Here is a 26,456-nt window from a genome sequence, read left to right on the forward strand (position 1 = left end):
AGGTCGGACGCCGAAGGTCGAAGACCGAACACCGAACACCGGACCGACGGACGACAGATGGAGGGGGCGAGCCGTGGAGCGGATCGTACTGGGGGACGTGGAGATCATCCGGGTGCTGGAGTTCCAGGGGCCGTTCGCGCCGGCCGCGGAGATCGTGCCCGAGCTCGGCGAACCGGCCTGGAGCGCCGCCGCCCTGGCGCCCGAGCACTACGACCCGGCCTCCGGCGCCTACATCGGCGCGCTGCAGACCTGGGTGGTGCGCAGCGGCGGCCGGACGGTCCTGGTGGACACGGGGGTGGGCAACGGGCGCGAGCGGCCGGCGACGCCGCTGTTCCACCGGCTCGAAGGGCGCTTCCCGGAGCTTCTGGCCGCCGCGGGGGTGCGGCCGGAGGACGTGGACGCGGTGGTGAACACCCACCTGCACGCGGACCACGTGGGGTGGAACACGGTGGAGCGGGGCGGGGCGTGGGTCCCGACGTTCCCCAACGCCGTGTACTACCTGCCGGCGGCGGACCGGGCGTTCTTCGACCCGGCCGCCGGGAACGGCCCCCGCGGCGGTGGCGCCGCGGGGGCCGAGGACACCGCGGAGGCGGTGCGGTGGGCGGAGTGGCACCAGGTGTTCGAGGACAGCGTGGCCCCGGTGCTGGCGGCCGGGCAGGCGCAGGAGTGGTCGGGTTCGCTGCGCATCGACCCGGCGCTGGTGCTGGAGGAGGCGCCGGGGCACACGCCGGGCTCGTCCGTGCTGCGGGTGCAGTCCGGAGGTGAACGGGCGGTGTTCGTGGGGGACTTGATGCACTCGCCGGTGCAGCTGGCGCACCCCGGCTGCAGTAGCTGTTTCTGCCTGGACCCGGTGCAGGCGGCGGCCAGCCGGCTGCGGGTGCTGGAACGGGCGGCGACGGAGAAGGAGTTGGTGATTCCGGCGCACTTCGCGGGGGCGGGGGCGGCGCGGGTCGGCCGCGCGGGGGCGGGGTTCTCGGCCGACTGGGCGCGCTGACGGCCGGGCCCGGTGCCCGCCGGGCACCGGGTCTGCGGGCCCCTGCCGGGCACCGCCGGTCCTCCTCGCGGCCCGGCCCTCAGCCGAGGGTGGCCCAGGCCTGGCTGTTGGCGCTGCCGGCCGGGTTGACGGTCACCGCGGCGCCGGCACTGACGGAGGCACTGTCGAGGGCGTACCCGGTGGCCGGGTTGGTGATCGTGTAGGTGCCGCTGGTGTTCTGGGCGACCTTCCACTTCTGGTGCGTGTCGGTGGAGTCGAAGGCCTTCAGGGTGACCTGGGCCCCGGCGGCTCCGGGGGCGGTCAGGGTGAGCGGGGTCGGGCAGCTGTCGTAGATCCTGACCGTGCCGTCCGCATTCGTGTCGAACTTCCACCGCTCCGAGGCGCGGGTGGCGTCGTAGGTGTTGAGGTCGGCGACCACACCGGTGGTGGCGGCGCACTGGCCGGCGTGCTCCAGGGCCAGGCCGCCGCCGTCGGTGAGGGCGTGGTACTGGTTGTCGCCGACGATCGTGGGCCCGTAGTCGATGGTGTGGGCGGCCAGGCGGGCGAGCGCGGAGGCGTTGGTGGCGAGGTTGCCGGCGGGCCGTCCGGTGGTGAAGTAGTCCGCGAAGGTGGACGGGGCGTGCGTGGTGAGCACCGCGATGGTGCCGTTCCAGCCCCCGTCGAGGTTCTTCCACAGGTCGAGCAGCGAGCCGTCCACGTTGCCCTGGACCTGGTCGCCGGTGTTCCAGCCGGTGGTGTACGTGAACGGGTAGCTGCTGCCGTCCGGCCACACGTAGCGGTTGTCGCCGAGCAGGTAGGCGGCGGCGGAGTCGGCGAAGCCCTCGGTCCAGGCGCAGCTGGCGGAGCTGGCCAGGGCGATGTAGTGCGGGCTGCAGTTGGTGGCGACCGGGAACTTGCCGTCGTACAGGCGGTGCATCAGGAAGTGGCCGGACTCGTGGAGCACGGTGTGCTCGGAGTCCGGGTCGCCGGAGGCCAGGTGGACGGTGCCGGCCAGGTCGTAGTACGGGCCGTCCGAGGAGCCGTCGGTCCACTGGACGTTCAGCTCCGTGCAGGCGTTGCTGTTCGCCTCGTGGGAGGACCAGCAGTCGCTGGTGGGGTTGTTGCGGTTCCACCAGATGAGGTTGACGGTGTCGAAGGCGTGCCAGGCCCGGGCGGTGGCGGCGGCCGGCTTGAGCGTGCCGAGCGAGGTGTCGGCGGAGACGTTCGTCCGGACGGGGGAGTCCAGGGTGTAGGGGGTGCCGGTGGTGTCGCTGATCTTCCACAGCTTGGTGCTCTCGGTGCGGAAGCGCACCCACATGCTGCTCATGGAGGTGGTGGTGACGGGCGTGTAGCAGAGGTGGAAGCCTCCGTCGCCGACGGCGGTGTACTGGTAGTCGGCGGTGAGCTGGCGGGCGTTGTCGGTGGACTTCTCGTTGCCCCACAGCGCGACGTCGGCGTTGCGGACCGGCTTGGTCCTGGTGGGCTTCGCGGTGCCGTCCTCGGCCGACTGGTAGTCGTACTGCAGGTTGCCGCTCAGGCAGACGGGGGAGGCCGCGGCGGCGGGGGAGGCCGTCAGCGGGACGGCGGCGGTGGCGGCGAGCAGGACGGTGCCCAGGGCGGCGAGGCCGCGGGGCAGCGGGATTCCGATGACCAAGGACGGGTTCCTTCCGGGAGCGCGGCCCCCGGAGGTGCCGCTTGCGGTTCCCTGACAGGTCGGGGCGGTCGCGCCGTTCGCCGGGGGCGCTGTCCTCACCGGGGGCGGCGCCGCTCGCGCAGGGGACGGCGCCGCGGTCGCCGGGCGGCAGCACAGTTCGCCGACGACCGGGCCCGCAGCCAGGATCACCGCCGGTGTCCGTCGCGGTAAGAGCGCTCGGAAGCGTGGGGGCAGGCCGGTGTTCCGCCGGAATCACTTCGGTGGCGAACCGGCCTTCGCGCGCCCTTCGTGCCGGCTCGCCCCTTCCGGGGATGCAGGGGGCGTTTGAACCCGTCGGCGGTGAGTGTGCGTCAGGGGGCGTCCGGCAGCCGGGCGCTCGCACTTTGCTTGGTCGCGCAAGTTCTTGCTCGGCTGAGCAAACTGCTCTACAGTCTTGCTCGGGCAAGCAAGAACCAGCTTGCACGAGCAAGGAGGTGTGGGGATGGGGCGGACGTTCACCGAGTCGGGACGCCGGGCACAGATCGTGCAGGCCGCGATCGAGGTGGTCGCCGAACAGGGCTACGCGAAGGCGTCGTTCAGCCGGATCGCGAAGCAGGCCGGGCTGAGCAGCACCGGGATGATCTCGTACCACTTCGCGGGCAAGGACGACCTGATGCACGAGGTCGTCGCCGAAGTGACCAGGGTGACCGGCGCGTTCATGGCGCCCAGGGTCGGCGCCGCCGAGGGTGCGCGCGCCCGGCTGCGGGCGTTCGTCGAGGCCAACGTCGAGCTGCTCGCGGTCTGGCCCCGGCACCTCAAGGCGCTGATCGAGGTGCTGCCCAACCTCGGCGGGGACGATCCGGCCACGGTGGGCTACAACGCCTCCCTGCAGCTGTTGATGGACGGCCAGGAGCAGGCCGTCCGCCAAGCCCAGGAGGCGGGCGAGTTCCGGGAGTTCGACCCCCGGCTGATGCTGGTCGCGCTGCGCGGGGCGGTCGACGCCGTGGTGATGCGCTGGGTGGGCGATCCCGCCTTCGACGTCACCGCGGCCGGCCGCGAGCTGGCGGACATCTTCGACCGGGCCACCCGGGCCGAACCGTAATCGGGACGCCGGGGCCGACGGGCCGGCGGGCCGGCGGGGCGCACAGGACAGGGGAGGGGCAGTCATGGGAGGGGCGAGTGTGATGGGGGAGACCGTGAGCAAGCCGGCCGGACAGGAGACCGATCCGCAGGGCACCACGCCCGGGTCCGCACCGGACGGGTCCGCACCGAACGGGTCCGTGCCGAACGGATCCGGGCAGGGCAGGCCCGCACCGGACGAGGACCACAAGGCCCGGGCCGCCAAGCGGCTGCTGGCCCGGTCGCTGGTCCTCGAACTGGCGCTGCCCCTGGGCGGGTTCTACCTGCTGCAGGGCCTGGGGCTCAGCCAGTGGGCCGCGCTCCTGGTCAGCGGCCTGCTGCTGGTGCCGTGGCTGGTGCTCGGCATGGTGCGCAGCCGCCGCATCGAGGCGATGCCCGCCTTCACCCTGCTGATGATCGCGCTCGGCGCGCTGATGGCGACGGTCAGCGGCAGCCCCCGGGTGCTGCTGGTGCGCGACAGCTGGGTGTTCGGCGTGCTCGGGCTCTGGGTGCTGGGCACCCTGGCGACACGGCGTCCGTTCATGCTGACCGCGGCCCGGTCGATCGTCGCCGCCAAGCTCGGCGAGGCGGGCGCCGAGGAGTGGGTGGGGCGCTGGGACCACGACGCCGTCTTCCGCCGCCACCTGCGCACGCTCACCGCCGTCTGGGGCCTCGGCTTCGCCGCGGACGCCGGGATCCGGGTGACGCTGGCCTGCACCCTGCCGGTGGACGTGGTGCCCCTGGTGAACTCGCTGCAGTGGCTGGTGGTGCTGGGCGGGCTGTTCGGCTTCCACTTCTGGTACGTCAACCGCCACGGCCTCAAGGTCTGACGGCAGACCACCCCCTCGGACAGCAGCCCCGGAACACCCCGGAACACCCCGGAACACCCCCTCGGAGCACCCGGGCACCTCGGAAGACCCCCGGGAACACCCCGGACACGCGCCGGCGGCGCGCGGTACCCGTCCCACCGGGCACCGCGCGCCGCCTTCGCCGGTCCGGGCGCAAGCGGCAACGCCGTTCACGTCGTCCGCGTCCACCGCGCCCCGGGCCCGCCCGCCGCCCGCCCGGACCGGTCCGGGCGGGCGGCGGCCGGGCTTCGTCAGTCGTTGCTCCACGTGGCGCCCGAGCCCGCGAACGAGCCCGAGACGCCGTTGTCGTCGGCCAGGATCCAGAAGCCCGCGTGGGAGACCCCGTCGGGGGAGACGGCGGATTCGACAGCGGCCACGCCGGCGCCGTTCTGGTTCGCCATGAACCCGCCCTTGCCGAAGTCCGCGCTCAGGCCCTCGGTGGCCGAGGCCAGACCGGCGCAGCCGATGACGAGCGGGGCGGTCAGAGCGCCGACGGCCAGAACACGCTTGAAAGCACGCATGGGAATCTCCTCCACGGAGTTCAGGATTCAAAGGGACGGCGCCGATCGGCCCGTCACGACTTCAGACAGCCATGCGCCGCGACCCCCCGCAAGCGCTGCCGCCGCCCGAGCGGACCTCACAGCTCGTCAGAAACACCGCGCCGACCTGCGGAAATGCGGATCCGACGGGCACCTTCCGGGGATCAGTCGGGCGGAGCAGGCGCATGGGCCCTTCCACGTACCCGGGCAGGAGGCGGGAATCCGCCCCCGGCGCCGGCGCCCCGGACACCACCCCTGATCGGCCCGGATACCCCGGCGGCCACCCCGCCCTTCGCCCACCGCCACCACCCCCGTCACCGCGACCGCCACCACCCCCGGCACCTTCACCGCCCACCCGGGCCCCGGGTCAGGGGCCCCTCAGGGACAAGATCGGGGACGGCCCGGAGGCGCGGCCGCCGCCCCCGGCCCTAGCGTCGGCGCGGCGGGCGGCCGAGGCGCCGCCCCACCCGGTGCCCCAGGGAGAAGGCGAGCGCGTGTTCCGGAACAAGGCTCTACCGGCAGGGACTTCGCACCAGGCCGACGCCGGTGCGACGACACCGGGCGACATCGTCCGCCTGACCGGCGTGCACAAGACCTACGGCCGCGGCGACAACCGGGTACGCGCCCTCGACGGGGTGGACGCCGCCTTCGCGGCCGGCACCTTCACCGCCGTCATGGGCCCCTCGGGCTCCGGCAAGTCGACGCTGCTGCAGTGCGCGGCGGGCCTCGACCGGGTCGACGCGGGCCGGGTCCTGCTCGACGGCACACCGCTGCACGAACTCTCCGAACGTGCCCTGACCGTGCTGCGCCGCGCGCACATGGGCTTCGTCTTCCAGTCCTTCAACCTGGTCCCGGCGCTGACCGCCCGACAGAACGTCGAACTGCCGCTGCGCCTGGCCGGGCGCCCGCTCGACCCGGCCGCGATCGACCTGGCGCTGGCCCGGGTCGGCCTCGCCGAGCGCGGCGGCCACCGGCCCGCCGAGCTCTCGGGCGGCCAGCAGCAGCGGGTCGCCGTCGCCCGCGCCCTGGTGACCGGGCCCAAGGTCGTCTTCGCGGACGAGCCCACCGGCGCGCTGGACTCGCGCACCGCCCGGGAGGTCCTGGCCCTGCTGCGCGACGTCGTCGAACAGCAGGGCCAGACGGTGATCATGGTCACCCACGACCCGTCGGCCGCCTCGTACGCGCAACGGGTCCTCTTCCTCGCCGACGGCGCGGTGACCGGCGAACTGATCGGGCCCACGGCCGAGACGGTGGCCCTGCGGATGGCCGCGCTGGAGCCCGGCGACAGCGGGACGCACCCGTGCTGAGGATCGCCGCCGCCACCCTGCGCCGACGCCTGACCGGCTTCCTGGGCGCCTTCGTCGCCCTCGCCCTCGGCACGACGATGGTCGGCATGATGACGCTGACCCTGGCCGCCACCTTCGGCACACCGCACCCGGGGCCGCAGCGCTTCCCGCACGCGCCGGCCGTGGTCGCGCCCGAGGGCTTCGAGGGGAACCCGATGAAGGCCCCCGCGGTCCTGCCGCCCGAGGTCGTGGCCCAGGTGACCGCGGCCGGCAACACCACCGCCGACCGCAGCTTCCCGGTCCGCCTCACCCCCGACGCGAGCCCCGACCCCACCCCCGACCCCACCCCCGACCGCGGCGCCGGCCCCGCCGCCCCCGCCGAGACCACCGGCCACCCCTGGTCCTCCGCCGCCTTCGCCGGCTACCACCTGACGGCCGGGCACCCGCCCCAGGCCCCGGACGAGATCGCCGTCGGCGGCGGCGACCCCTCCCTGATCGGACGCCGGGCCGAAGCCGCCACCCCCGACGGCACCGCCCGCTACCGCGTCGTCGCCGTCACCGACGCACGCTGGTTCGAGAACGCGGTCTTCTTCAGCGACACCGAGGCCCGACGCCTGTCACCCGGCGTCAACGCCCTGGTCACCGACGCCGACCCCGCCCAACTGACCACCCTCCTGCACGGCCGCGCCGTCCTCCTCGACGGCGACGGCCGCACCCGCCTGGACCCCGACCCCACCGGCGGCGCCCAGGCACTGGCCGACGCCCAGGCGATGGCCGGCAGCACGACCGGACTCGCCACCTGCGTCTCGGTGTTCGTCGTCATCGCCACCTTCGCCTTCGCCACCGAACAGCGCCGCCGCGAACTGGCACTGCTGCGCCTGGTGGGCGCCGCCCCCCGCCAGGTGCGGCGCATGGTGCTCGGCGAAGCACTCCTGATCGGCCTGGCCGCCGCCACCGCCGGCTGCGCCCTGGCCCCGCTGTGCACCGTGCCGCTGCGCTCCTGGATGCTCGGCCACCACGTCGCCCCGTCCTGGTTCACCGTCCCGCTCAACCCGCTGCCGCTGCTGGTCTCCTTCGTCGTCGGGGTGGCCGCGGCACTGGCCGGCTCGGCGGCCACCCTGGTGCGGGTCTCGCTGATCCGCCCGATCGAGGTCCTGCGCGAGGGCGCGGTGGAGCGCCGCACGATGACGCCCGTGCGCCGCCTGCTGGGGGCCGCCCTGCTGGCCGGCGCGGTCGCCACCGGGGCCGTCATCGCCGCCACGCAGCCCTACCTGGCGGCCAGCGTCCGCAAGTACCAGGCCGTGCCGGTGCTGTACGTCGGCGCGGTGGCCCTGCTGGCCCCGGTCCTGCTGCGGCCGGTCACCGCCCTGCTGACCGGCCCGCTGCGCCGCTCGGCCAAGGCCGGCCCGATGCTGGTGCGCGCGAACGTGCTGACCTCCCGGCGGCGTACGGCCGCCACGGTGACGCCGGTCGTGGTGGCCGTCGGCCTGGTCGCCACGCTGCTGACGACGCAGGGCTCCGGGGACGCCGCGGCGCTCGCCCGCCAGCGCCAGGAGGTCCACGCGGCGGGCGTGGTGGTGCCCGCGGGCCCGGGGATCGACGCCCGGACGCTGGAGGGGCTGGCGGCCGTGCCCGGGGTCCGGGTCACCCCGGTCACCGCGATGAACGTCCGGATCGGCACCGCCGGGGGCGAGCAGATCGACTCGCTGAGCACCGTCGCGGTGCCGGCGTCCGCGCTGGGCACCACCGTCACCCCGCCGGTGCGCTCCGGCTCGCTCGCCGCGCCGCCCGGGGACTTCCTGGTCGTCGACGAGCACGCGGCCGAGTCCGACGGCCTGGCGGTCGGGGACCGGGTGGTCGCGCTGCTGCCGACCGGCGCGCGGGTGCCGGTGGTCGTCGCGGCGGTCGTCGCCCGGGGCCTGCACGGCGACGACGCCTACCTGTCCTCGACGCTGACCGGCGCGGTGCCGCCGAGCCGGGTCTACCTGGACTCCGCGGCGGGTGCGGGCCGGCCGCTGGACGAGCGGCAGACCGCCGAGGTGAACCGGGTGCTGGCCGGCTCCGGCGCGCGCCTGGTGCCCTACGGCGCCTACCTGGAGGCCCAGCGCGCGCACGCCGCCGAGCAGGCGGACAACGCCGCGGTGGTCATCCTGGGGACGGCGCTGGCCTACGCGCTGATCGCGGTCGCCAACACGCTGGTCATGGCGGTGGCCGGGCGGCGGCGGGAGTTCGCCCTGCTCGGGCTGGCCGGCGCGGTGCGCGGACAGGTCGTCAGGGTGGCCGCGGCCGAGACGGCCGTCGCGGTGGTCGTCGGCACCGTCCTGGCCGCCGTGGCGACCGTCCTGGCCGCGGTGACCCAGCACGCCTCGCTGGCCCGGCTGGTGGACGGCGCGACGACGGTCGTCCCGTGGGCGCGGATCGCGGGGGCCGTCGCCCTGTGCGCCCTCGTCGCGGTGGGCACCGCGGTGGTGGCGACCGTGCGGGCGACCCGGCGGCGGCCGGTCGAGGCCGTGGGCGCCCGTGAGTAGGACCCGGCCGCGACCGCCCGCCCGGAGCCGGCGGCTACTGCTCGATGCGCACCTTGTCGGCCTGCATCCCCTTCTGGCCCTGCACGGCCTCGAAGCTGACCTTCTGTCCTTCCACCAGGGACTTGAAGCCGCTTCCCTCGACCGCACGGAAGTGAACGAACAGGTCGGGCCCGGACTCAGGGGTGATGAACCCGTACCCCTTCTCGTCGTTGAACCACTTGACCGTGCCGTTCTGACGCTCCGCCATGTCTTCCCCTAGCCGATGTGAACCATTGCCGACCACGATCCTTTCACGTTCCGTGAGGGATCGGGTGCCAAACGTCACGCGCGTCCCGGCGCCGGTCACCCGCCACCGGGGCGCGGCCCCGCGCCCCGCCCGTCCGGCCGGTCAGCCGCCGCCCATGCCGCCCTGCGCGGCGATCATGGTCAGGTTCAGTCCGGCCACCGCCCGGGCCAGGCCCGGCGCCGGGTCGGCGAGGCGGTCGGTGAGCGCGGCGATCCGGTCGGCGTGGGCGTGGCGGTCGTGCCGGGAGAGCACCAGCCGCAGGTGTCCGTGGGCGGCCAGCGCGGCGAGGGCGGCGTCGGTGAACGGCGCCCGGGCGACCGGGGCGTCGCCGCGGACCAGGGCGGCCACCCGCGCCTGGAGGTCCATGGCCTCGCGCGGGTCCTCCATCGTCACCGGCCGGTGCGGCACGACCGGGCCGTAGGGGTCGCGGTCGGCGACGGTCACCGCGCCGAGCACCGCGAGCCGCTCCTCGACGGCCTCCAGGGTGTCCTCGCGTCCGCGCCGGATCCACGACTTCCAGCTGCGCGGCCGCTCGGCCACCTCGGCGAGCAGCGCGTCCAGGACGGGGTCCCCGGTGGCGGCGGAGGAGAGGATCCGCACCCGGCCCGCCGCGTCCTCGGCGGCTGCGCCACGGTGGGCGAGCTCGGCCAGGGCGGCGGCGCGCACCAGGAAGCCGGCGCGGGTGCGGTCCTGCAGGGACTGGGCCCGGGTGTCGAAGGCCAGCAGGTAGGCGTCCAGATGCAGTCCTCGGCTCATGGCACCGACGATACGGCGGGCCCCGCCGCCGGGGCCCGCCCGCCGGGGCAGGGCCGGCGGCCCCGGGCCTGCCCTCGCGGCCCTGTCCCGGGGGCGGCCGCCCCCGGTAGGAAGGCAGCGTTGGCTTCGCGTAGGGACGGAGACGCCCATGCACGCACACCGCAGGCCGGAGCGGACATCCTCGGCGGGACCGCGACGCGCCGCCGGGCCGGAGGCCGGCGCGGCCGGGCGGGTGCCCGCGCGTCCGCCGTCCGCCGCCGTGCTGCACGGACTGCAGCGCAGCGTCGGCAACGCGGCGGTGGCCAGGATGCTGGCCGGCGACGGACTCCCGGCAGCCGCCGTGCAGCGCTCCGCGGTGCACGAGGTGCTGCGCGGGGCGGGGCGCCCGCTGGACGAGCGGACGCGGGCCGACATGGAGGGCCGGCTGGGCGCGGACTTCTCCGACGTCCGGGTGCACACCGGCCCCGCCGCGAAGGCGTCCGCCGCCGGGATCGGGGCCCGTGCCTACACCTCGGGCAACCACGTGGTGATCGGCGAGGGCGGCGCGGACCGCCGTACGCTCGCCCACGAGCTGACCCATGTGATCCAGCAGCGCTCGGGGCCGGTGGCCGGCACCGACGACGGATCCGGTCTGAGGATCAGCGATCCCGCGGACCGTTTCGAACGCGAGGCCGAGGCCAACGCGGTCCGGGCCCTGGCCGCGCCGGCGGGGCGGGCGGCGGGGGAGGAGCGGGAGGCGTCCGGGCACGGCGGCGTGCGGGCCGGGGCGCTCCAGCGGGCCGCCGTCGAGGTCGCCGGCGAGGACCGGCGGACGCAGGTGGAGCAGGCCGTGCAGGAAGCGCAGGCCGTCATCGAGGAGGCGATCAGCCTGCTCTACGAGCTGCGGGAGCTGGACGATCCGCTCGGCGCGCGGGTCTTCGTGCGGTACTTCGGGGAGCACGACGACGTGGGTGTTCTCGACCGCATCGAGCGCGTGTACGAAGGCGCCTCCGACATCCTCGACACGATCGTGATCGACGACCACCAGCCGAACATGATGGTCGGCAACGAGGAGGGCGTGCACGCCTACACCGTCCAGGGCGGCCCGATCAGTGTGGCCGGCAGGTTCTGGTCCGGCAGCCAGCGCCAGCGGGCGCTGACCCTGGTGCACGAGGCGACGCACGCCGTCCACGACACGCACGACGACAGCGGCTTCGGCCGCGCGGCCGCCGAGGCCTTCGCCCGGAGCTCACCGGACGAGGCCGTCGACTGCGCCTACAACTACGAGTACTTCGCCGACGACGCGGGCACGGCCTCGCTGGGCCCGGGCAGCGACTCCGAGAGCGCGTCGGACAGCGACTCCGACAGCGACTCCGACTGATCCCCCCGGCCGCCTCCTGCCCGGCCGCCCACCCCCGTCAGATCTCCGCCGTCAGGTCTCCAGGATCAGCCGCAGCAGGTCACGCAGGGCCTCGCGCTGCGGTGCCGCGAGCCGGGCCAGCGGGTCGCCGGCGAAGGGCATCCGGGCGCGCAGGTCGGCGGCGACGGCGCGCCCGGCCGCGGTGGCGGTGACGCGCTTGACCCGGCGGTCGGTCTCGTCGGGGCCGCGTTCGACCAGGCCGCGCGATTCGAGCCGGTCGATGATCACGGTCACGTTGGACGGCTCGGCGTGCAGGCGCTCGGCGATGCGGCGGGTGGGGAGCGGGGTCTCGGCGGCGAGCAGGGCCTTGGCCTGCAGCGGGGTCAGGTCGTGGACCGCGGCGGCGGCCTCGGACTCCTGGGCGTAGCGGCGGTTGACGGCCGCGAAGAGGCCGACGACCTCCCTGGCGAGCTCATCCGATGGATCGGGCATGGGGTCCAGCGTAGCCAGGTGCTTGACAGGGTGGAATATCGGCCCACATAGTTATGGTTCATATTGGTTATGAACCATAAGCATGTGTTTCCCGAGCCTCCGGAGGTTCCCCCGATGAGCACCAAGACCGTCCTGATCACCGGCACGTCCTCCGGCATCGGCCTGGCCACCGCCGTCGCCGCCGCCCGCGCCGGCTGGCACGTGATCGCCACGATGCGCGACACCACCAAGGCCGACGCACTGCTGGCAGCCGCGAAGGACGCCGGCGCCACCGTCGAGGTCCGGGCGCTGGACGTGACCGACCCCGCCTCCGTCCACGCCTGCCTGGCCGGCCTGGAACGGCTGGACGCGCTGGTCAACAACGCCGGCGCCGGCCACGTCGGCACCCTGGAGCAGGAGAGCGTCGAGGACGTGCGCGCCGTCATGGAGGTCAACTTCTTCGGCGTCCTGCACGTCACCAAGGCCGCCCTGCCGCTGCTGCGCGCGAGCGGGGGCCGCGTGCTCACCGTGACCAGCGTCGGCGGCGTGATCGGCCAGCCCTTCAACGAGGCCTACTGCGCGGCGAAGTTCGCGGTCGAGGGCTTCATGGAGTCCCTGGCCCCGGTCGCGGCCACCGCCGGGGTGTCCGTCAGCGTGGTCGAGCCGGGCGCGGTGGCCAGCGAGTTCGTCGCCAACGTGGGCCTCCCGGACGACGCCCTCGACCAGGCCGGACCGTACGCCCCGGCCCTCGCCGCCTACCTGGAGCGCACCCGCGGCGCCTTCGCCGCCGCCCAGACCTCGCAGGACGTGGCGGCGAGGATCGTGGACCAGCTCGCGGCCGAGCGCCCCGCCTTCCGGCTGCTCACCTCCGACGCCGCGAGCGCCTTCGCCGCCGCCAAGCTCAAGGACCTCGACGGTTCGGCCGTCCAGGCCCTGACCGCCGCCTGGGTCGCCGGGTGACCCGTCCCCGGGCACGCGGCTGAGCGCCGCGGACCGCAGCCTCGGACCGCAGCCTCGGCCCTCACATGACGCAGCCCCGTACCGCGCCGGTACGGGGCTGCACGCGCGGGCGGCGTGTCACAGCAGGGTGAGGACGTCCTGGTGGGCCCCGTCGAGGACGAGGCCGTTGTCCAGCCGCACCCGGACCGTCACCCGCTTGCCCCGCTCCCGGTGGGCGGCCCACTGCGGCTCCAGCGCGGCGAGCTGCGCCTCCAGCCGTTCACGGCTCGCCGTCGGCATGGTGTGCCCGTAGTCCTCGAACAGCGCCTTGAGCCGCCGGTACTCGCGGACCTCGTCGCTCTCGGGCAGTTCCCCGTCCACCCGTTCGACGGTGCCCTCGGCCCCGGCCCCCACCGAGAGGAACCCGACGGCGACGCCGGACGCCGCGGTGACCGCCTCACCGATCCCCACGTCCTCGGCCAGCCTGACGCGCCGGCCCTCCTCCAGGGTCATCCGTCCTCCGCCTCCTCGTCGAACCACCGCACCCACCGGCGCCTGGCCTGCGGTCATTATCCGCGCCCCCTGCCCCCCGTCCCGCCCCACCCGCCGCCCCGGGCGCGCCCGCCCCCTCGTCCCCCTGCCTCCCTCGTCCGTCCCCGGTTCCCCGGCCATCCCTCCTCCCCTCCCCGTCACCGGGTGTGGTGCGCGTCTCGGATCGCGGGCGCGGCGGTGACCGGGCGTGGCGGGGGAGGGCCGGTGGGTGGCGGTGCGGGGGCCGCGGGTGGTGAGGGTGCTCACACGGGTACGGCATGAACGACGGCGGGTAGTGCTGTCCGTTTCGCACTGTTCCGCACCTTTCCACGCGGACCGGTGAGAGGTGTTCGCGCAGGTCGGGGCAGGCCTGCGGGGGCGAGGCGGACGCTCTTCCCGGGCCGTTCCGAGGCCCCCTCGCTACGACGGCGGGTCGTAGCGAGGGGGCCTTGGAAGGGGCTGCCGCGGTCTGGCACCTTGGCATTCGTCGTCAGCCACACCGGCTCCTGTCCCGCCGGTTGCGGCTAAGCGCCGTGTCACACCCCGTGACCGTTTCGGCCCCTGTCCGGCCGCGGTCGAGACGGGGTGCGACACCGGCCCAACCCGATTGAGGTCCTGCTCTACATGCCCGCTTTCAAGCTCCGTATGCGTACCTCTGCCGCCGTTCTCGTCGGCGCCGCCGGTCTGACCGCCCTGGGCGCCGGTGTCCTGCCCGCCACCGCGAACGCCGCCACCGCCTCCCCGCAGGCGATCGCCGCCCAGATCGTCCCGGCGAACCAGCTGGCCTCGTTCAGCCAGATCATCTCCCACGAGTCGGGCTGGAACGTGACGGCGACGAACCCGAGCTCGGGCTCCTACGGCCTGGGCCAGGCGCTGCCGGCCTCCAAGATGGCCTCGGCCGGTGCCGACTGGAAGACCAACCCCAAGACCCAGATCAAGTGGGCCTACGACTACATGAACTCCCGCTACGGCAGCCCGAACGCCGCCTGGGCCTTCTGGCAGACCCACCACTGGTACTAAGCCGACACCGTCGCATCTTCCTCCCCCCACCCCGGGGGCGGACAGGTGTCACCGGGGCGACCCGTGAGGGCCCGGCCCCGCGCAACCGCGCGGAGCCGGGCCCTCACGCCGTTCCGGCCCCGGCCACCGCCTGACAGCCCGCCAGGCCGCGCCGGACACCCTGCGCAACCGCCCCCAGCGCCCGGGCCGAATCCCTCCGCCGATCCCCTCTGTTGAATCTTCTGCAATTGCCACTCAATAGTGCAGTCGCTAGCGTTGTTTCTATACGAAGCCTCTTCTTGACGGAGAGTGAGGAATCCCCGCGTGAAGCCGGGTATTCCCCGCGATCCCACACGCACAATCGGAGGACTTCCGATGAAGATTCCTCGCCCTTGGCGCTCCCTCGCGGTGCCCGCAGCCGCCGCCGTGGCCCTGGTGGGCCTCCAGACCACGGGCGCGACCGTCGCACAGAGCGTCACACCCGCAGCCGTACCGAGCGCGGTCGCCCAGACTCCCGAGGAAGCCTGCGCCGTCAACAACGCCGGCAGCTGGACGGTCATCGTGAACTGCTTCCACGGGGAAGTGGCTGTCGCCCGCGCGTGGCTGGCCCAGATCTGCACTCAGCTCCCCGCCACCGTCCCCCGCGTCGCGGACCTCTGCCGGATCCAGATCACCGGCACCCGGATCCACACCGAAGGCCCCCTGGTGTTCCTCACCGTCGAGTTCCGCGACCTGCCCGACCAGGCCAGGGGATTCTCGTTCGTCGGAATCAAGGGATCCCACTGGGCCTACGAGAAGCACTCGTTCGACAGCCCGTCCTACGGCCGCGTGCACCTGACCGACACCGGCGGGTCGATCGACTACCCGTTCAACCAGAGCTGCGGCACGGCCCATCCCACCGAATCCGACGTGCGGTTCTGGATCAACGACTTCCAGGGCATCAACCAGGCGACCACCAGCGCCCACCTGAAGTGCTGACCCACCACCCGGCCCCGCCCAACGCAGACGAGGCCGGCACCCGTACGGGCACCGGACCTCGTCCGACCAATGGAGCGCCAGGCCCGGATCGCACGAACTCTCCCTACTGAAAGGAGGGCGCGCTCTGGCAGCACCGCTGACGCCTGACGAGAGATCATCTCCCTCGCAACAAGAAGAACACCAGCAGCTCACCCCCACCCCCCCGACGCCGCCGACCCGTCGCCCGGTCGCCCGGCCAACCGCCGCGGACCCGCCCGCCGTTCGTCGTTCAACCGTTGATGCGGCCGTGGGCTGCTTCCTCGTGGGCAATGAGTTCGTCCGGTGTGCCGACGAGGGTTGTGGGCTGTGACTGGGCGGTGGGGTGGCAGTGGGTTGGTGGCAGTCGCTGTGATCGGCGTGTCGGGGTGTTGTTGCTGTTCACGAGCCTGGACGCGTTGATCGTTTGCACTGTCACGGGTTGATTTTCGACTGCTATGGCGTCGTTAGCATGCATGACGGTCTCTGTCATGGGATTGGCTGTTCCTGTGCCTCGCTCGTGGTGTGGGGCGTGTGCTGGTGGCCATGACGGTTGGTCGGTCTTCCTCGTCTTCGCTGGTTGCGGCATCCGGTGCTGCAGGCGCGGATGGGTCTGTACGGGGTGTGATGCGCGGGGCGGTGGTACGCCGCCTGCTGGCCGTGGACGAGGCAGGTGGTCTGTCGCGGGTGCATGTGCGGATTGCGGCCGAGGCCGCAGGGCTGTCGGAACGCACGGTGTGGCGCTGGCTGGCCAGTGGACGCGACGCGCAGGTCGAGCCGGAGTCTCGGCGCGGGGGGATTCTCTCTGGACGAGGAGATGTGGGCCCGCCTGGCGGACCTCGGCGGAAACGTGTCGGCCCTGTATCGGTCGCTCACCGAGGAGCAGGCCGGCCGCGCGGCCAGTGACACGTCGGTGCCTTCCCTTGCGACCGTGATACGGGTGGTACGACGGGACTTGAGCCAGGGGCGCGTATTGGAGATCGCCCGCCCGGCTCGAGGGCATGTCGCTCCTGACCGCTATGACCGGGCGGTGGCCGAGCTGGCGTTGCCAGGCATGGCCGATGCCGACGCTGGCCGTATTCCAGCGGCGGAGCCCGTGACGGGAACCGGCGCGAACAGCGATTCTGACTCGTCCTCCCTACCGGCTTTGCTCGACGGGGTGCGCTTGTACGCGCCCGGGGCCCACCTGGTGTCGACCCGGCAGTTGGGTGAGGTGACGGAGGCTCTGGCTCATACGGTGGCTGCGCGGGGCGTGTTGTGCGTCTACGGCGATCCCGGGCACGGGAAGTCGGTGGCGGTCCATCAGGCGCTGCGGTTACTGCCTCGCCGTCTTCCCGTACGCCGGGTACAGGTGCCGGTGAAGCCGGCGCTTCCGCAGCTGCGTGCCGCGCTGCTCACGGCCTACGGCTTGCCCGTCCAGTCTTTGGCCCACCGCACTGAGGCAACGGACCGCGCGCTGATCGACGCACTGAAGGCCCCGGGCGTGCTGGTGATCGATGATGTCCAGCGCATCGCCGCCCCGGAGCTGGACTATCTGCGTCTGCTCGCCGACGTCTCCACGACCAGGGCCGCGCTGGTGCTGTGCGGCGCCGGCGCCGAGCGCACTGTTCAACGGGCGCCTGCCCTGGCTTCTCGAGTCCTGACCTGGCAACACATGCCACGGCTGGAGTCATCCCAGGTCCCGGGCGTGCTGCGGCTGTTTCATCCACTGTGGGATGCAGCCATCGACGAGGACCTGCTGCATGCGGACGAGACCTGTGCGAGGGGGAACCTGCGTACCTGGGCGAAGATCACGTCCCATGTCTATGCCGCCCGGGACCGTCGTCCCTCCCGAGCCGTGGACCGTCAGCTGATCACGTGGGCCTGCGCCCGGCTGGGCCCCACCCTCTGACCACATTCCAACCGCCGCGCTGCCGCAAGGCAGGTGGGAAGGACCGCGATGGACGCGACCACCCCCGACACGGACTCTCCGGAATCCTCGACCGCCGAGCGCGAGACCGTCCTGGACGCGGTGTCGTTGACCGCGCTGCGTGCTCCGGCCGTACGGATCCTGCTGGATCTGCGCTCTCGGCGTGAACTCACCGGCAGTCACGTCCGCTTGACGGCGCAGTGCCTTGGTGTCTCGGAGCGCACGGTGTGGCGCTGGCTGGCCGAAGCCACGACCAGACCGGACACGGCCGCCCGCCCTGGTGCCCGCAGGGCAACCCGTTTCGAGATCACCCCACAGGTTCGGGTGCTGCTGGCCTACTGGCACGGCAACGCCTCCGCCGTCCACCGCGAGCTCCTCACCCGTGCTCGAGCCGCCGCCGGGCCCGAGACGCTCGGCATGAACGCCGCCCAGCCCACGCCCGTCCCGGGGGGCGCCCCGCCTCCGGCAGTGCCCGTGCTGGATCCGGTGCCCTCGTTGTCGACGTTTCTGCGCGCGGTGCGCCTGGACCTGACGGCAGGGGAGCGGGCTGGGTACCGCAAGGGCCCCGATGCGGCCCGCGCGTTCGACGTGTTCGGCAAACGCCCCCGCACCTGGGCAACCACGTCTGGGAGGGCGACCACGTCCAGGCCCCGCTGCGCGTCGTCGCCGACGGCCAGCTGGTACGCCCGTACGTCACCTGGTTCATCGACTGCGCAACCAAAGCGATCACCGGGGTGGCGGTGACCCCAGGCACCCCCTCACGTGCCTCGGTCCTGGCGGCGCTGCGCTCCGCGGTGCTGCGCACCGGCCCGTACGGACCCATCGGCGGCCGGCCGGAGATGGTGCGGATCGACCGCGGCAAGGACTTCCTCTCCCGCACCGTCACCGCCGCGTTCGGCGCGTTCGGGACGACCGTGGACGACCTGCCCGCCTACAGCCCCCACCTGAAGGGCAGCATCGAGAACCCCCTGCCCGGCTACCGAACCAAGCAGCCCCGCCGGCGCCCCGACCGCCTCCCCACTGCCCCCGCCCTGTCCTTCGAGGACTTCACCGCCGAAGTCCTGGCCTACGTCACCTGGTGGAACACCGAACACCACCCCCAAGGCCTGAACGGTCACACCCCACGTGAGGCCTGGCAGCAGGATCCGACACCGCTCACCGACATCCCGCCCACGGATCTGTGGTCGTTCACGCTCGAAGACGACGGCCGCACCCGCGTCATCACCAGCCACGGTGTGCGCTTCAAGAACCGCGACTACCTCGCCGACTGGATGACCGGACAGGCCGGCCGCGAGGTCAGGGTCCGGTTCATGCCCCACCACACCCACGAGATCGAAATCTGCGACCCCGCCGGCCGCCGCCTGGGCACCGCCCACCTCGCCGACCACGCCACCCCCGAACAACTCGGCGCGCTGCGCCGCGCCCGCGCCCGGCGCGCCCAGCGCCTGCGGGCCGAAGCGAAGGCCGCCGAGCACCTGCGTCACCAGCGCTTCGCTCCCGCCACCACCCCGACCGCACCACACCGCCTGCATGCCGCCACCGCCGCCGAGACAGCCCGGGAACTGTCACGCCACCACGAGAGCGACCTCGCCGCGCTGGCCCTGCCGGACCTGATCCCACCCGCCCCGCCACCCGCGGACTGGCCCACCCCCGCCACCGTGAGAACCGCCCCCCGGCCCACCAGGACAGGACGCCCCGTGACCCGCCGCCTGCCACCCGCACCCACCGACCAGTACGTCACCCTGCCCCAGGCCCGCCTCGTGGCCACCCGCGCGCTGCTCACCGTGCGCGACAACCTCGCCGACACCATCGCCGCCCGCGCCATGATGTGCATCCACGGCGGCGCAGGCTTCGGAAAGACCGTCGCCGTGACCAGCTGCCTGCGCGAACTCGAACCCGGCGAAGAGATCCACCGCATCACCTTCCACGCCCGCCCCACCACCCGCGCCGCGCGCCACGAACTGTTCACCAGCCTCCAACTACCAGGCCAGCCCCCGCGCTACGCCGGCGAGTTCGACCACCTCCTCAAAACCGCCCTCGCCACCCACCCCCGCACCCTCGTCCTGGACGAGGCCCAATGGCTCTCCAGCGACCAGCTGGAGTACGTCCGCCACCTCTGGGACGACCCCTACACCCAGCTCGCCGTCGTCTTCGTCGGCGGAGAAGGCTGCTACCAGACCCTGCGCAAGGAACCGATGCTCTCCTCCAGGATCTTCATCTGGCAGCGCCTGGCCCGCCTCACCCCCGAGGAGGTCCTGGACGTCATCCCCCTCTACCACCCCATCTGGGCCGAAGCCGACCCCGGCGACATCGCCTTCGCCGACCAGCACGCCGCCCACGGCAACTTCCGCAACTGGGCCCGTACGATCCCGGCCCGAAAGGTCCACCTCAAGGAGTTCCTCCGCAAGCGCTCCGGAGGCCACACCCCGCCAGGCGACCTGATCACTCTGATGATGGAGCTGCCCCAGCTGCGCAACTCCCCCAGCGTCGCGGCTCTCCCCGCTGCCCGGCAGCCAAACGAGACGCTCTTCCCCATGGACCAGAGCTGAACTGACGGCCCCCAATCACCGCCGTCCGTGACCGCCGCGCGCCCGGCCGCCGCCGGTGCTGCTCGTGTGGCCCGGTGCGGCCCTCGATACGGTCCTTGGTGCGGTCGAGACAGGGTTTGCCGGTCGGGGCGGTTGTGGAGCCGCCCCGACCAGTGGTCGAGTCACTCAGCCGATGGGCTGCTTGGTCTGGGTGGTGTCGGTCGGAGCGGCTGAGTTGTCTGGGGTCGGGCGGTCAACGGGTCTTGAACTCCTCGATGGCATCGTGGACGACCTGGACCATGCTCGGGCTGCCGACGTGTCCGGAGTCCTCGGAGATGTACAGCCGGGCGCCGGGCCAGTTCCTCGCCAGCTCCCAGGCGGTCTGCGGCGGGCAGCCCATGTCATGGCGGCCGGTCACGATGACGCCTGGGATGCCAGCTAACTTGGGTGCGTCGCGGATGAGTTGGTCATCGTCCAGCCAGGCTCCGTGGCTGAAGATGTGGGAGCAGATCCGGACGAAGGCGATCTGCTCGTCCACCCCCCGGTCGCTGTACATGCCGGGCGAGTTGTTGGGCTCGCCGGCGATCACCGCGTCCTCCCAGGCCAGCCAGTCGGCGGCGGACTTGGCCCGGACGGCGCGGTCCGGGTGCTCCATCAGCCGCGCGTACGCGGTGAGCAGATCGCCGTCCCGCTCCTCCTCGGGGACACCCGCGCGGAACCGGTCCCAGGCCTCGGGACGGAAGCGCCCCGCACCCCGGTAGAGCCAGTCGAGCTCGGCCCGGCTGGTCGTCATCACGGCCTGGACGATGATCTCGCTGACCCGCTCGGGGTGTTGCTGCGCATAGGCCAGCGTCAGGGTGACACCCCAGGAAGCGCCGTTGAGCAGCCACTTCTCGATGCCGAGGTGTTCGCGCAGCAGTTCCATGTCGTCGATCAGGTGCTGCGTGGTGTTGAGGCTCATGTCCGCCGCCGGGTCACTGGCGTGCGGGGTGCTGCGGCCGCAGTTGCGCTGGTCGAAGAGAATCACCCGGTAGGCGTCCGGATCCCAGGCCCTGAGCGGCCGTCGTACAGTGGCCGCCCCGGGGCCGCCGTGCACGTACACGGCGGGTTTCCCCTCAGGGTTGCCGAGCTGGGAGTAGGCGATCCGGTTGCCGTCACCGGTGTCGAGTAACCCGGAGTCGTACGGCTCGGTCGGAGCATAGAGGGTCATGCGTTCGATCCTAGGCGGCCCAGCGGTCCTCCCGTTGGGGGTCAGCCGACTCTCGACAAGCGCAACGAAACGATCTTCGATCTCAGCCTGTGGTGTGCGTCGAGGCCCAGTTCACGGAGGTGGTCGACGATGTTCCGCTGGACCTGCTGTTCGCGATCACGCAGCGCACGCCGGGATTCAGCGGGTGGCAGCAGGAGCGCTGGCTGATCCACTGCGGTGACGGCGCTGCCTTCCTCGGGAGCGCCGGCGCCGCCGAGCTCATGGCCCGCCCCGAAGCATGGGCATCGTTGCGGCAAGAGCTCAGTTGCGGCCCCTGGTCCTCTTCGCAGGCCGAGCAGTACCTCATGGCGTTGTCCAAGAACGGCCAGCCAACCGCCTACCTCTTCCAGTGCCGGGTCTGTGGCACCCACCTCGCATACGCAGACGCCACGTAGCCCCTGGATCCGGGTGATGGGCCCGGTGGCACCCCGCCTGTGTCGGAGCGAGCCACAAGTCGTCGGTCCTTTGCCGGTTGAACGATGCCGACGCCCGTGTCGTGGCGGGCCTGTCTGCTTAGTGTGACCTGTTCCCACCGACCGGGGTGTTTTAGCCTGTTTTGGGCGTTTCTCCCCTGGTGGGCTGGACCCTGTTGGCGGGGTGTGGCTGTGGGCGGGTCTGGTGGCTGTGGGCGGGTCTGATTGCTGTGCGTGTTCGCCGTGGGCATGCCATACCAGGGGTAAGGGGTGGTGCCTGGATGGGAATGCGGTGTTGTTTCCCGCTGTTTTAGGCGCTGTTTTCCGATGCTGTTTCATGGCTGGTTTTCCGGTGCCTTTGGCGTGGCGCTGACGGTTTTCAGTGGTGTGGTGCGGGTGGCCGCCGGTGCGGCCTGGAGTGGCCTTGGTGTGCTCTTTGGTGCGGCTCTTGGCGTGGTCTTTGGTGTGGTCCTCAGCGCGTCTCGGGGGCGGTCCGGTGGCTGCGCGCTGGCCGCCGGCGCGCCGGGCTGGCCCCGTCGCCGGATGGCCCGCGCGGGGCATGTAGTCGGTGCTACGCCGCCGGGGCGGTGCGCGGGTCGGGCCCGGTTTGGTCCGGGCCTGCTGTGTCCCTGCTCGGCCGCCGCCGTCGCCGTCCCGCCGTGCTGGCCGCCGTCCGGGCTGCGCCGTCATCCCGGGTCGTACGTCGTCCCGCTGCGCCCCTCGCTGGACGGCTGGGTGGCCGTCAGGCCGCCGTGGAGGCTGTTCTGGTGGTGGTCCGGGAGGCTGTCCCGGCGTCGTCCTGGGTTGTGGGTGGGGGCTGTCGCGCTTGCTGTTGCGTGCTGCTGTCGCGTGCTGTGACGTGGGCGGATACCCCTGTTCCCCGGTGCGTGGTGGGGGCGCGACAGGTGGGCGGGACAGGGTGGCGGGGCGGGGCCGCGGCTGTTGCTCGGTGGTGGCTGCCTTGGGGGTGCCGACGACCGCCAGGTGCTGGTGGCCATCGTGAAGGCCGGCCTTCTCGGAGGGCTGGTCCTGGTGGTGGTGCTCGGCGGCCGGGGTGTCCCGTGCCACCGAACCTTGACCGTGTGCCACTGAGCTTTGACGTCTGCACGGTTTGTGTCACTGAAGGTTGATCGCCCAGGTCAGTCGCCGCGCGTCGTGCCGGTGACCCGAACGGACGGTCGTTGGAACCCTGGGATACGACCTTCCGACGCAGGACGGCCGCTAGGCGCTCGGCGGAACGAGCCAGGGAATTCTCGAGACTTCGCGGTACACCCGCCCGGCTGCCGCAACCAAGATCGGCACGCGCTCGTCCCACTGATGGCTCGAACGCACCGAACGCCAGGGGGAAGCGATGACCGCGGTCGAACGGCACGATCGGTACGTGGTCACGGCGCAGGGGAGCGCTCCGGTTCGTCCGCCCTCGAACCAGCGTTGGCAGGTCCTCACCCTCGGTGCGGCTTGCGCCCTGCCGTCGTTGATCTCGGTGGTCATCGGCAGCGCCGTCCAGCACTTCGAGCCTGGCGGCGGGGGGCGCGTCCTCGGAATCCTGCACCTGGTGGTGACGCTCGCGGTCGTCATACCCGCGTACTTCGTCAGTGTCCACGCCCTGCAGCCGTCCGCCCCCCGATGGTGCTGGCTGCTGGCACCCGCGCCGATGGCGCTCGACCTCGCCGCTACCCACGGGCTGGCCTTCCTACTGCCCTTCCGCCCGGGCCTGCTGAGCGTGCTGGTGTTCGCGCTCCCGTCCTTCGCCGTGGCAGGCGCCGTGGTGCTGCGCTCACGCACCGCCCTGCTGGCGGCCGTCGGCACGCTGCTGGGCGTGTTCGTGCTCGCGTTCCCGCTGCGGGCGATGCAGCGGGAGCTGGGGGTCCAGGACCTGCTGCGCGGGGCCGGCATCCCGTCCCGGTCCCTGATGCAGCCGGTCCTTTCGGCGGATGTGCAGATCACCGGGATCAGTTGGGATGGGCATCGGGCGGTCTTCGTGCTCAGCGACCAGGCGGACATCTACGCCGGCAGCGGCGGACTCGGCAACGGCTTCGACAAGGCCGCGGTCGAGACGGTCTCCCCGGGCTACAGCGACCCCTGCGGCCGCCCGATGCTGTCCGCGGACGGTGAGACTCTCACCACCAGCCCTTTCACCCCCTGCCTGCCGCAGCCGGGCGGCCTCTGGTCCGACGGAGTGAACCGATACGTCCTGCAGCGCGACGGCCTCACGATCACGCTGGCCGGCGCCGGCGGCGGGCTGAGCACCCTCAGCGGGGGCGGCGAGGTGCGCCACGCCATCTTGGCAACCCATCCCGCCACCGAACCCGAACTGCGCTCCCTGGAGGGCTGGTTCCCCTCCAGCTGGCTGGGCGGCTTGTTGCTCTGACCACCTGGAGACGGGACGGTGACGTCTACCGTGTCCCGGGCACAGTACGCGGAGGCCCACTCGACGGACCTGACCTGGGCGGTCAATCTTCGCTGACACAAACCACCACCCGTCAACCTTCGGTGGCAATCGGTCAAGGTTCGATGGCACGGGACACGGCGGCTGGTGGCCTGGTGGCTGGTGGTGGGTGTGCAGCGCGGGGGTGCAACGCGGGGTCGTGTTGCGGGTTTGACCTGGTGTTATGTGGCCGGGGGTGGAGGTGGGTGGGTGTGTTGCACCCTGTGTTGTACCGGGCTGCGCCGGTCCGCTGGCCTCGCCCGATGATCTGTGACAGCGAAGTTGGGATGATTGTCACCGAAGCTGGGACATCGCTGGTTTGTGGCACGGCAGTTGGGACTGATCGGTCTCGTCGCTCGTCTGAGGCTCCTGCCGGCGGGCGTGCGGTAGGTTGCCCGTCATGACTGAGCTTGGACCCGTGGCTTGGCCGCCTGAGCCGATCAAGACCGAGCGGCTCGTGCTCCGTGAGCCCGAGCCCCGGGACCGTACGGCGTTCATCGAACTGCTCGCCTCGCCAGAGGTGCACACCTACCTCGGCGGCCCCCAGCCGCGTGACGAGCTCGAGCGCGAGATGCCCGAGGTGCCCGAGCGGTGGCCCGGGAGCTTCGTCGTCGAGCTCGACGGGTCGATGATCGGCCAGATCCTGCTCAGGAGAGCAGCAGGGAACCGTCGCCCGGCTGCCGCGGGCACGGCCGAGCTCGGCTACCTGTTCCTGCCGCGGGCATGGGGATTCGGGTACGCCGCCGAGGCGTGCGCGGCGGCGCTCGACTGGCTCGCCGGCGCGCTTCCCGGCGAACCAGTAGTGCTCGCCACCCAGAGCGCAAACGTCGCCTCGATGCGCCTCGCGGCGAAGCTGGGCTTCACCGAGGTGGAGCGGTTCGAGGCCTGGGGCGCCGAACAGTGGCTCGGCCTGTGGTCCCCCATCACGCCGTCCGATTGAGCACGCGCTCGACAGCGCGGATCTACGAGGCCACCGATCGACCGTCGATCTCGGCGCGCCGCGTGCGCCAGTGCGCCCAACTTCGCTGTCACAAACCGGCGCTGTTCCCAACTTCGGTGACAACCGTCCGGACTTCGCTGTCACAGGTCACCCGAGTCCCGCCGACCGCTGTCGTGCTGCTGCGCTTGGCCGCCGTCCTCGCCGCCGTCCGGGCCGTGCCCGTGCCCGCCCTGGTTCCTGGCCGGGTCGCCGTGCTGGTCGGCCGCCAGGCCGTCCCGCTGCCCTGGCGTGGCCGGAGGGGTGTGTCGGTGGGGGCTTCTACGGTGGTGTGTGGGTGGGGCGGGTACCGGAGTGTCCAGCACTGGAGACGGAACGGCAGACCTCCCGGTCTGCGCGGGGGTGGTTACGGCCTAACCGGCGTCCGGGGAGAAAGGGCCTGGGGACGGCTCGTCAGCACCGGCCCCACCCGTCAAATTGCCCCGCTGCTGCGCCCTGGCCGCCGTCCTGGTCGGCCGCCAGGCCGTCCCGCTGCGCCCGGCTTGGCCGCTGTCCAGGCCGCCGTCCCTGGAAGCCCTGGTGCCCGCCCTGGGTTGCTGTCCTGGCCGCTCCGGCCCTGGGCTGCCTGGCCCTCTCCGGGCCCGCCCTGCCTGCCGCCCTGCCCGCCGTCGTGGCTGCCGTCCTGGTCCGGTGTTCGGTTTGGTGTCGCTGCTTCGGGAGTTTCCCGGTTGACGCTTGGCGGGTTTTCACGGGCGGCCTGGGAGGGCGGTCGTGGTGTCGGCCTGGGAGGGCCGTAGGCCCCTTTCCGGCGTGCCTGAATTCGATTCCTTGCCGCTGCGCCTCGAAATGGGTTCGGATTGCCGCCTGAAAGGGAGTGGAAGGTAATTCGGATTCTCGCCGGAAGCGCGGCAGGATAGAGCCGGGATGGATGGTTGCCGCGAGGTTGCCGGTTCGCGTCCCGTGCCCCTTCGGGGATCGGTAGGATAGAGCTGTTCGGAAGCCGGTGAAACGCCTTAGAATCGCCGCCGGATTCGTTTCGGATTCCGGTCGGGAGTGTGCGGTTGAGGGCCTGTCAGGGACCGCCGTCCGGGGCGCCCGTGAGGGCCCGCCACAGGGGCGGGGGAGGCCCGAGCCGGACCGGAGACCCCACCGTGGCCCTCCGAGGGCCGCAGGCCCCGCCCCAGGGGCGCCGGATGAGCCATCGGCCCAGCAACCACAAGGCGAAAGCACCCCGAGCGCCCCCACCGGCCGGAACCGGGGGAGAGGGCCCGGGGGTGAGGTTGTGACTGATACCCGAAGTCCGCGACACATCGTCAACGCCGAGGGCCGCAGGCCCCGGCCGGCACCCCCGCCCGTCCGGAGGGAAGGGGCCACTACCCGAATTCCGCGTCACATCGTCAACGCTCACCCCCGGGCGCCGCCCGGGAAACCCTGCCAGCAAACCGGCCCGCAGGGCCGTGAAAACACCAGCCCAACAAGACCGGAAAGCCGACCGATTGACGGGCCGCAGGCCCGGAGAAAAGCCACCAGATAGGCGGAGCGCAGCGACGCCAAAGCCCCGCCACCAACCACCCGAGCAAGCCCACGTATTCGCCGCAGGCGAATACCCCCAACCACCCACCCACCCGCCGAGGCGCAGCCTAGGCCACACCACGCATGGTGACGCCGTAGGCGGCACCCCCGCACCTGGCGGTGCGTCAGCACCGCCCAACGGGCCGCCAGGCCCGTTGCAGGCCGTAGGCCTCCGCCCCC

General features: G+C 72.6%; 22 protein-coding genes. 15 read left to right on the forward strand and 7 right to left on the reverse strand.

What is annotated here, in order from left to right:
• Window positions 1–73: 73 nt before the first annotated feature.
• A complete protein-coding gene (locus ACZ7KX_RS34130) occupies window positions 74–994 on the forward strand; it encodes an MBL fold metallo-hydrolase (RefSeq protein WP_470329865.1) in 921 nt (306 codons plus the stop codon).
• A 79-nt stretch (window positions 995–1,073) separates the two neighbouring features.
• Here the strand turns inward: ACZ7KX_RS34130 and ACZ7KX_RS34135 are convergent, their stop codons facing one another.
• Window positions 1,074–2,627, reverse strand: coding sequence for an RICIN domain-containing protein (locus ACZ7KX_RS34135; protein ID WP_470329866.1), 1,554 nt, complete (start codon window positions 2,625–2,627; stop codon window positions 1,074–1,076).
• Window positions 2,628–3,108: 481 nt separating this feature from the next.
• Between ACZ7KX_RS34135 and ACZ7KX_RS34140 the strand changes: the two genes are divergently transcribed.
• Window positions 3,109–3,708: a TetR/AcrR family transcriptional regulator gene (locus tag ACZ7KX_RS34140; protein ID WP_350519585.1), complete on the forward strand. Its 600-nt coding sequence runs from the start codon at window positions 3,109–3,111 to the stop codon at window positions 3,706–3,708.
• 82 nt (window positions 3,709–3,790) lie between these two features.
• Entirely contained in the window at window positions 3,791–4,555 is a 765-nt protein-coding gene (locus tag ACZ7KX_RS34145) for a VC0807 family protein (protein WP_470329867.1), read from the forward strand.
• Window positions 4,556–4,824: 269 nt separating this feature from the next.
• Here ACZ7KX_RS34145 and ACZ7KX_RS34150 read toward each other — a convergent pair whose 3' ends face one another.
• Entirely contained in the window at window positions 4,825–5,094 is a 270-nt protein-coding gene (locus ACZ7KX_RS34150) for a hypothetical protein (RefSeq protein ID WP_402803724.1), read from the reverse strand.
• 512 nt (window positions 5,095–5,606) lie between these two features.
• Here ACZ7KX_RS34150 and ACZ7KX_RS34155 point away from each other — a divergent pair.
• Both ACZ7KX_RS34155 and ACZ7KX_RS34160 read left to right on the forward strand, forming a co-directional pair.
• Window positions 5,607–6,419: an ABC transporter ATP-binding protein gene (locus ACZ7KX_RS34155; protein ID WP_402803722.1), complete on the forward strand. Its 813-nt coding sequence runs from the start codon at window positions 5,607–5,609 to the stop codon at window positions 6,417–6,419.
• A complete protein-coding gene (locus ACZ7KX_RS34160) occupies window positions 6,413–8,926 on the forward strand; it encodes an FtsX-like permease family protein (RefSeq protein ID WP_470329868.1) in 2,514 nt (837 codons plus the stop codon). Before ACZ7KX_RS34155 ends, ACZ7KX_RS34160 begins: the two co-directional genes overlap by 7 nt.
• 34 nt (window positions 8,927–8,960) lie before the next feature.
• Here the strand turns inward: ACZ7KX_RS34160 and ACZ7KX_RS34165 are convergent, their stop codons facing one another.
• On the reverse strand, window positions 8,961–9,173 hold the full coding sequence (locus tag ACZ7KX_RS34165; RefSeq protein WP_350519589.1) for a cold-shock protein: 213 nt from the start codon (window positions 9,171–9,173) through the stop codon (window positions 8,961–8,963).
• 141 nt (window positions 9,174–9,314) lie between these two features.
• A complete protein-coding gene (locus ACZ7KX_RS34170) occupies window positions 9,315–9,968 on the reverse strand; it encodes a GOLPH3/VPS74 family protein (protein WP_470329869.1) in 654 nt (217 codons plus the stop codon).
• A 148-nt stretch (window positions 9,969–10,116) separates the two neighbouring features.
• Between ACZ7KX_RS34170 and ACZ7KX_RS34175 the strand changes: the two genes are divergently transcribed.
• Window positions 10,117–11,328 (forward strand): eCIS core domain-containing M35 family metalloendopeptidase, encoded by a 1,212-nt coding sequence (locus tag ACZ7KX_RS34175; RefSeq protein ID WP_470329870.1) that lies wholly within the window; start codon window positions 10,117–10,119, stop codon window positions 11,326–11,328.
• A gap of 51 nt (window positions 11,329–11,379) precedes the next feature.
• Here the strand turns inward: ACZ7KX_RS34175 and ACZ7KX_RS34180 are convergent, their stop codons facing one another.
• Window positions 11,380–11,799 carry a MarR family winged helix-turn-helix transcriptional regulator gene (locus tag ACZ7KX_RS34180; protein WP_350519591.1) on the reverse strand — a complete coding sequence of 140 codons (420 nt, stop codon included), beginning with the start codon at window positions 11,797–11,799 and terminating at the stop codon, window positions 11,380–11,382.
• Between the two features lie 114 nt (window positions 11,800–11,913).
• Here ACZ7KX_RS34180 and ACZ7KX_RS34185 point away from each other — a divergent pair, with 114 nt between their 5' ends.
• Window positions 11,914–12,738: an SDR family oxidoreductase gene (locus ACZ7KX_RS34185; RefSeq protein ID WP_470329871.1), complete on the forward strand. Its 825-nt coding sequence runs from the start codon at window positions 11,914–11,916 to the stop codon at window positions 12,736–12,738.
• A 117-nt stretch (window positions 12,739–12,855) separates the two neighbouring features.
• Here ACZ7KX_RS34185 and ACZ7KX_RS34190 read toward each other — a convergent pair whose 3' ends face one another.
• Window positions 12,856–13,230, reverse strand: a complete 375-nt coding sequence (locus tag ACZ7KX_RS34190) for a hypothetical protein (protein ID WP_350519593.1) — start codon at window positions 13,228–13,230, stop codon at window positions 12,856–12,858.
• 663 nt (window positions 13,231–13,893) lie between these two features.
• Between ACZ7KX_RS34190 and ACZ7KX_RS34195 the strand changes: the two genes are divergently transcribed.
• From ACZ7KX_RS34195 to ACZ7KX_RS34215, 5 genes are all read left to right on the forward strand, one after another.
• The gene (locus tag ACZ7KX_RS34195) at window positions 13,894–14,268 is read left to right on the forward strand and encodes an aggregation-promoting factor C-terminal-like domain-containing protein (protein WP_350519594.1); all 375 of its coding nucleotides are present in this window, start codon (window positions 13,894–13,896) and stop codon (window positions 14,266–14,268) included.
• Window positions 14,269–14,622: 354 nt separating this feature from the next.
• Window positions 14,623–15,225 carry a hypothetical protein gene (locus ACZ7KX_RS34200; RefSeq protein ID WP_470329872.1) on the forward strand — a complete coding sequence of 201 codons (603 nt, stop codon included), beginning with the start codon at window positions 14,623–14,625 and terminating at the stop codon, window positions 15,223–15,225.
• Between the two features lie 832 nt (window positions 15,226–16,057).
• Complete coding sequence (locus ACZ7KX_RS34205; protein ID WP_470329873.1) at window positions 16,058–17,131, forward strand: AAA family ATPase; 1,074 nt, start codon at window positions 16,058–16,060, stop codon at window positions 17,129–17,131.
• Between the two features lie 48 nt (window positions 17,132–17,179).
• The gene (locus ACZ7KX_RS34210) at window positions 17,180–17,893 is read left to right on the forward strand and encodes a hypothetical protein (RefSeq protein WP_470329874.1); all 714 of its coding nucleotides are present in this window, start codon (window positions 17,180–17,182) and stop codon (window positions 17,891–17,893) included.
• Complete coding sequence (locus tag ACZ7KX_RS34215; protein WP_470329875.1) at window positions 17,890–19,698, forward strand: AAA family ATPase; 1,809 nt, start codon at window positions 17,890–17,892, stop codon at window positions 19,696–19,698. The genes ACZ7KX_RS34210 and ACZ7KX_RS34215 overlap by 4 nt, the downstream gene beginning before the upstream one ends.
• Before the next feature lie 232 nt (window positions 19,699–19,930).
• On the opposite strand, the gene pip is transcribed toward ACZ7KX_RS34215, so the two are convergent.
• Window positions 19,931–20,887 carry a prolyl aminopeptidase gene (gene pip, locus ACZ7KX_RS34220; protein WP_470329876.1) on the reverse strand — a complete coding sequence of 319 codons (957 nt, stop codon included), beginning with the start codon at window positions 20,885–20,887 and terminating at the stop codon, window positions 19,931–19,933.
• An 89-nt stretch (window positions 20,888–20,976) separates the two neighbouring features.
• On the opposite strand from pip, the gene ACZ7KX_RS34225 reads away from it, so the two are divergent.
• The 3 genes from ACZ7KX_RS34225 to ACZ7KX_RS34235 all read left to right on the forward strand — a co-directional run bounded on the left by ACZ7KX_RS34225 (window position 20,977) and on the right by ACZ7KX_RS34235 (window position 24,707).
• Window positions 20,977–21,321, forward strand: a complete 345-nt coding sequence (locus tag ACZ7KX_RS34225) for a CbrC family protein (RefSeq protein WP_470329877.1) — start codon at window positions 20,977–20,979, stop codon at window positions 21,319–21,321.
• Window positions 21,322–22,690: 1,369 nt separating this feature from the next.
• Window positions 22,691–23,710 (forward strand): hypothetical protein, encoded by a 1,020-nt coding sequence (locus ACZ7KX_RS34230; RefSeq protein ID WP_470329878.1) that lies wholly within the window; start codon window positions 22,691–22,693, stop codon window positions 23,708–23,710.
• A gap of 457 nt (window positions 23,711–24,167) precedes the next feature.
• Window positions 24,168–24,707, forward strand: coding sequence for a GNAT family N-acetyltransferase (locus tag ACZ7KX_RS34235; protein WP_470329879.1), 540 nt, complete (start codon window positions 24,168–24,170; stop codon window positions 24,705–24,707).
• The last annotated feature ends 1,749 nt before the right edge of the window (window positions 24,708–26,456 follow it).

It is taken from the genome of Kitasatospora sp. NPDC038210 (assembly GCF_055600605.1).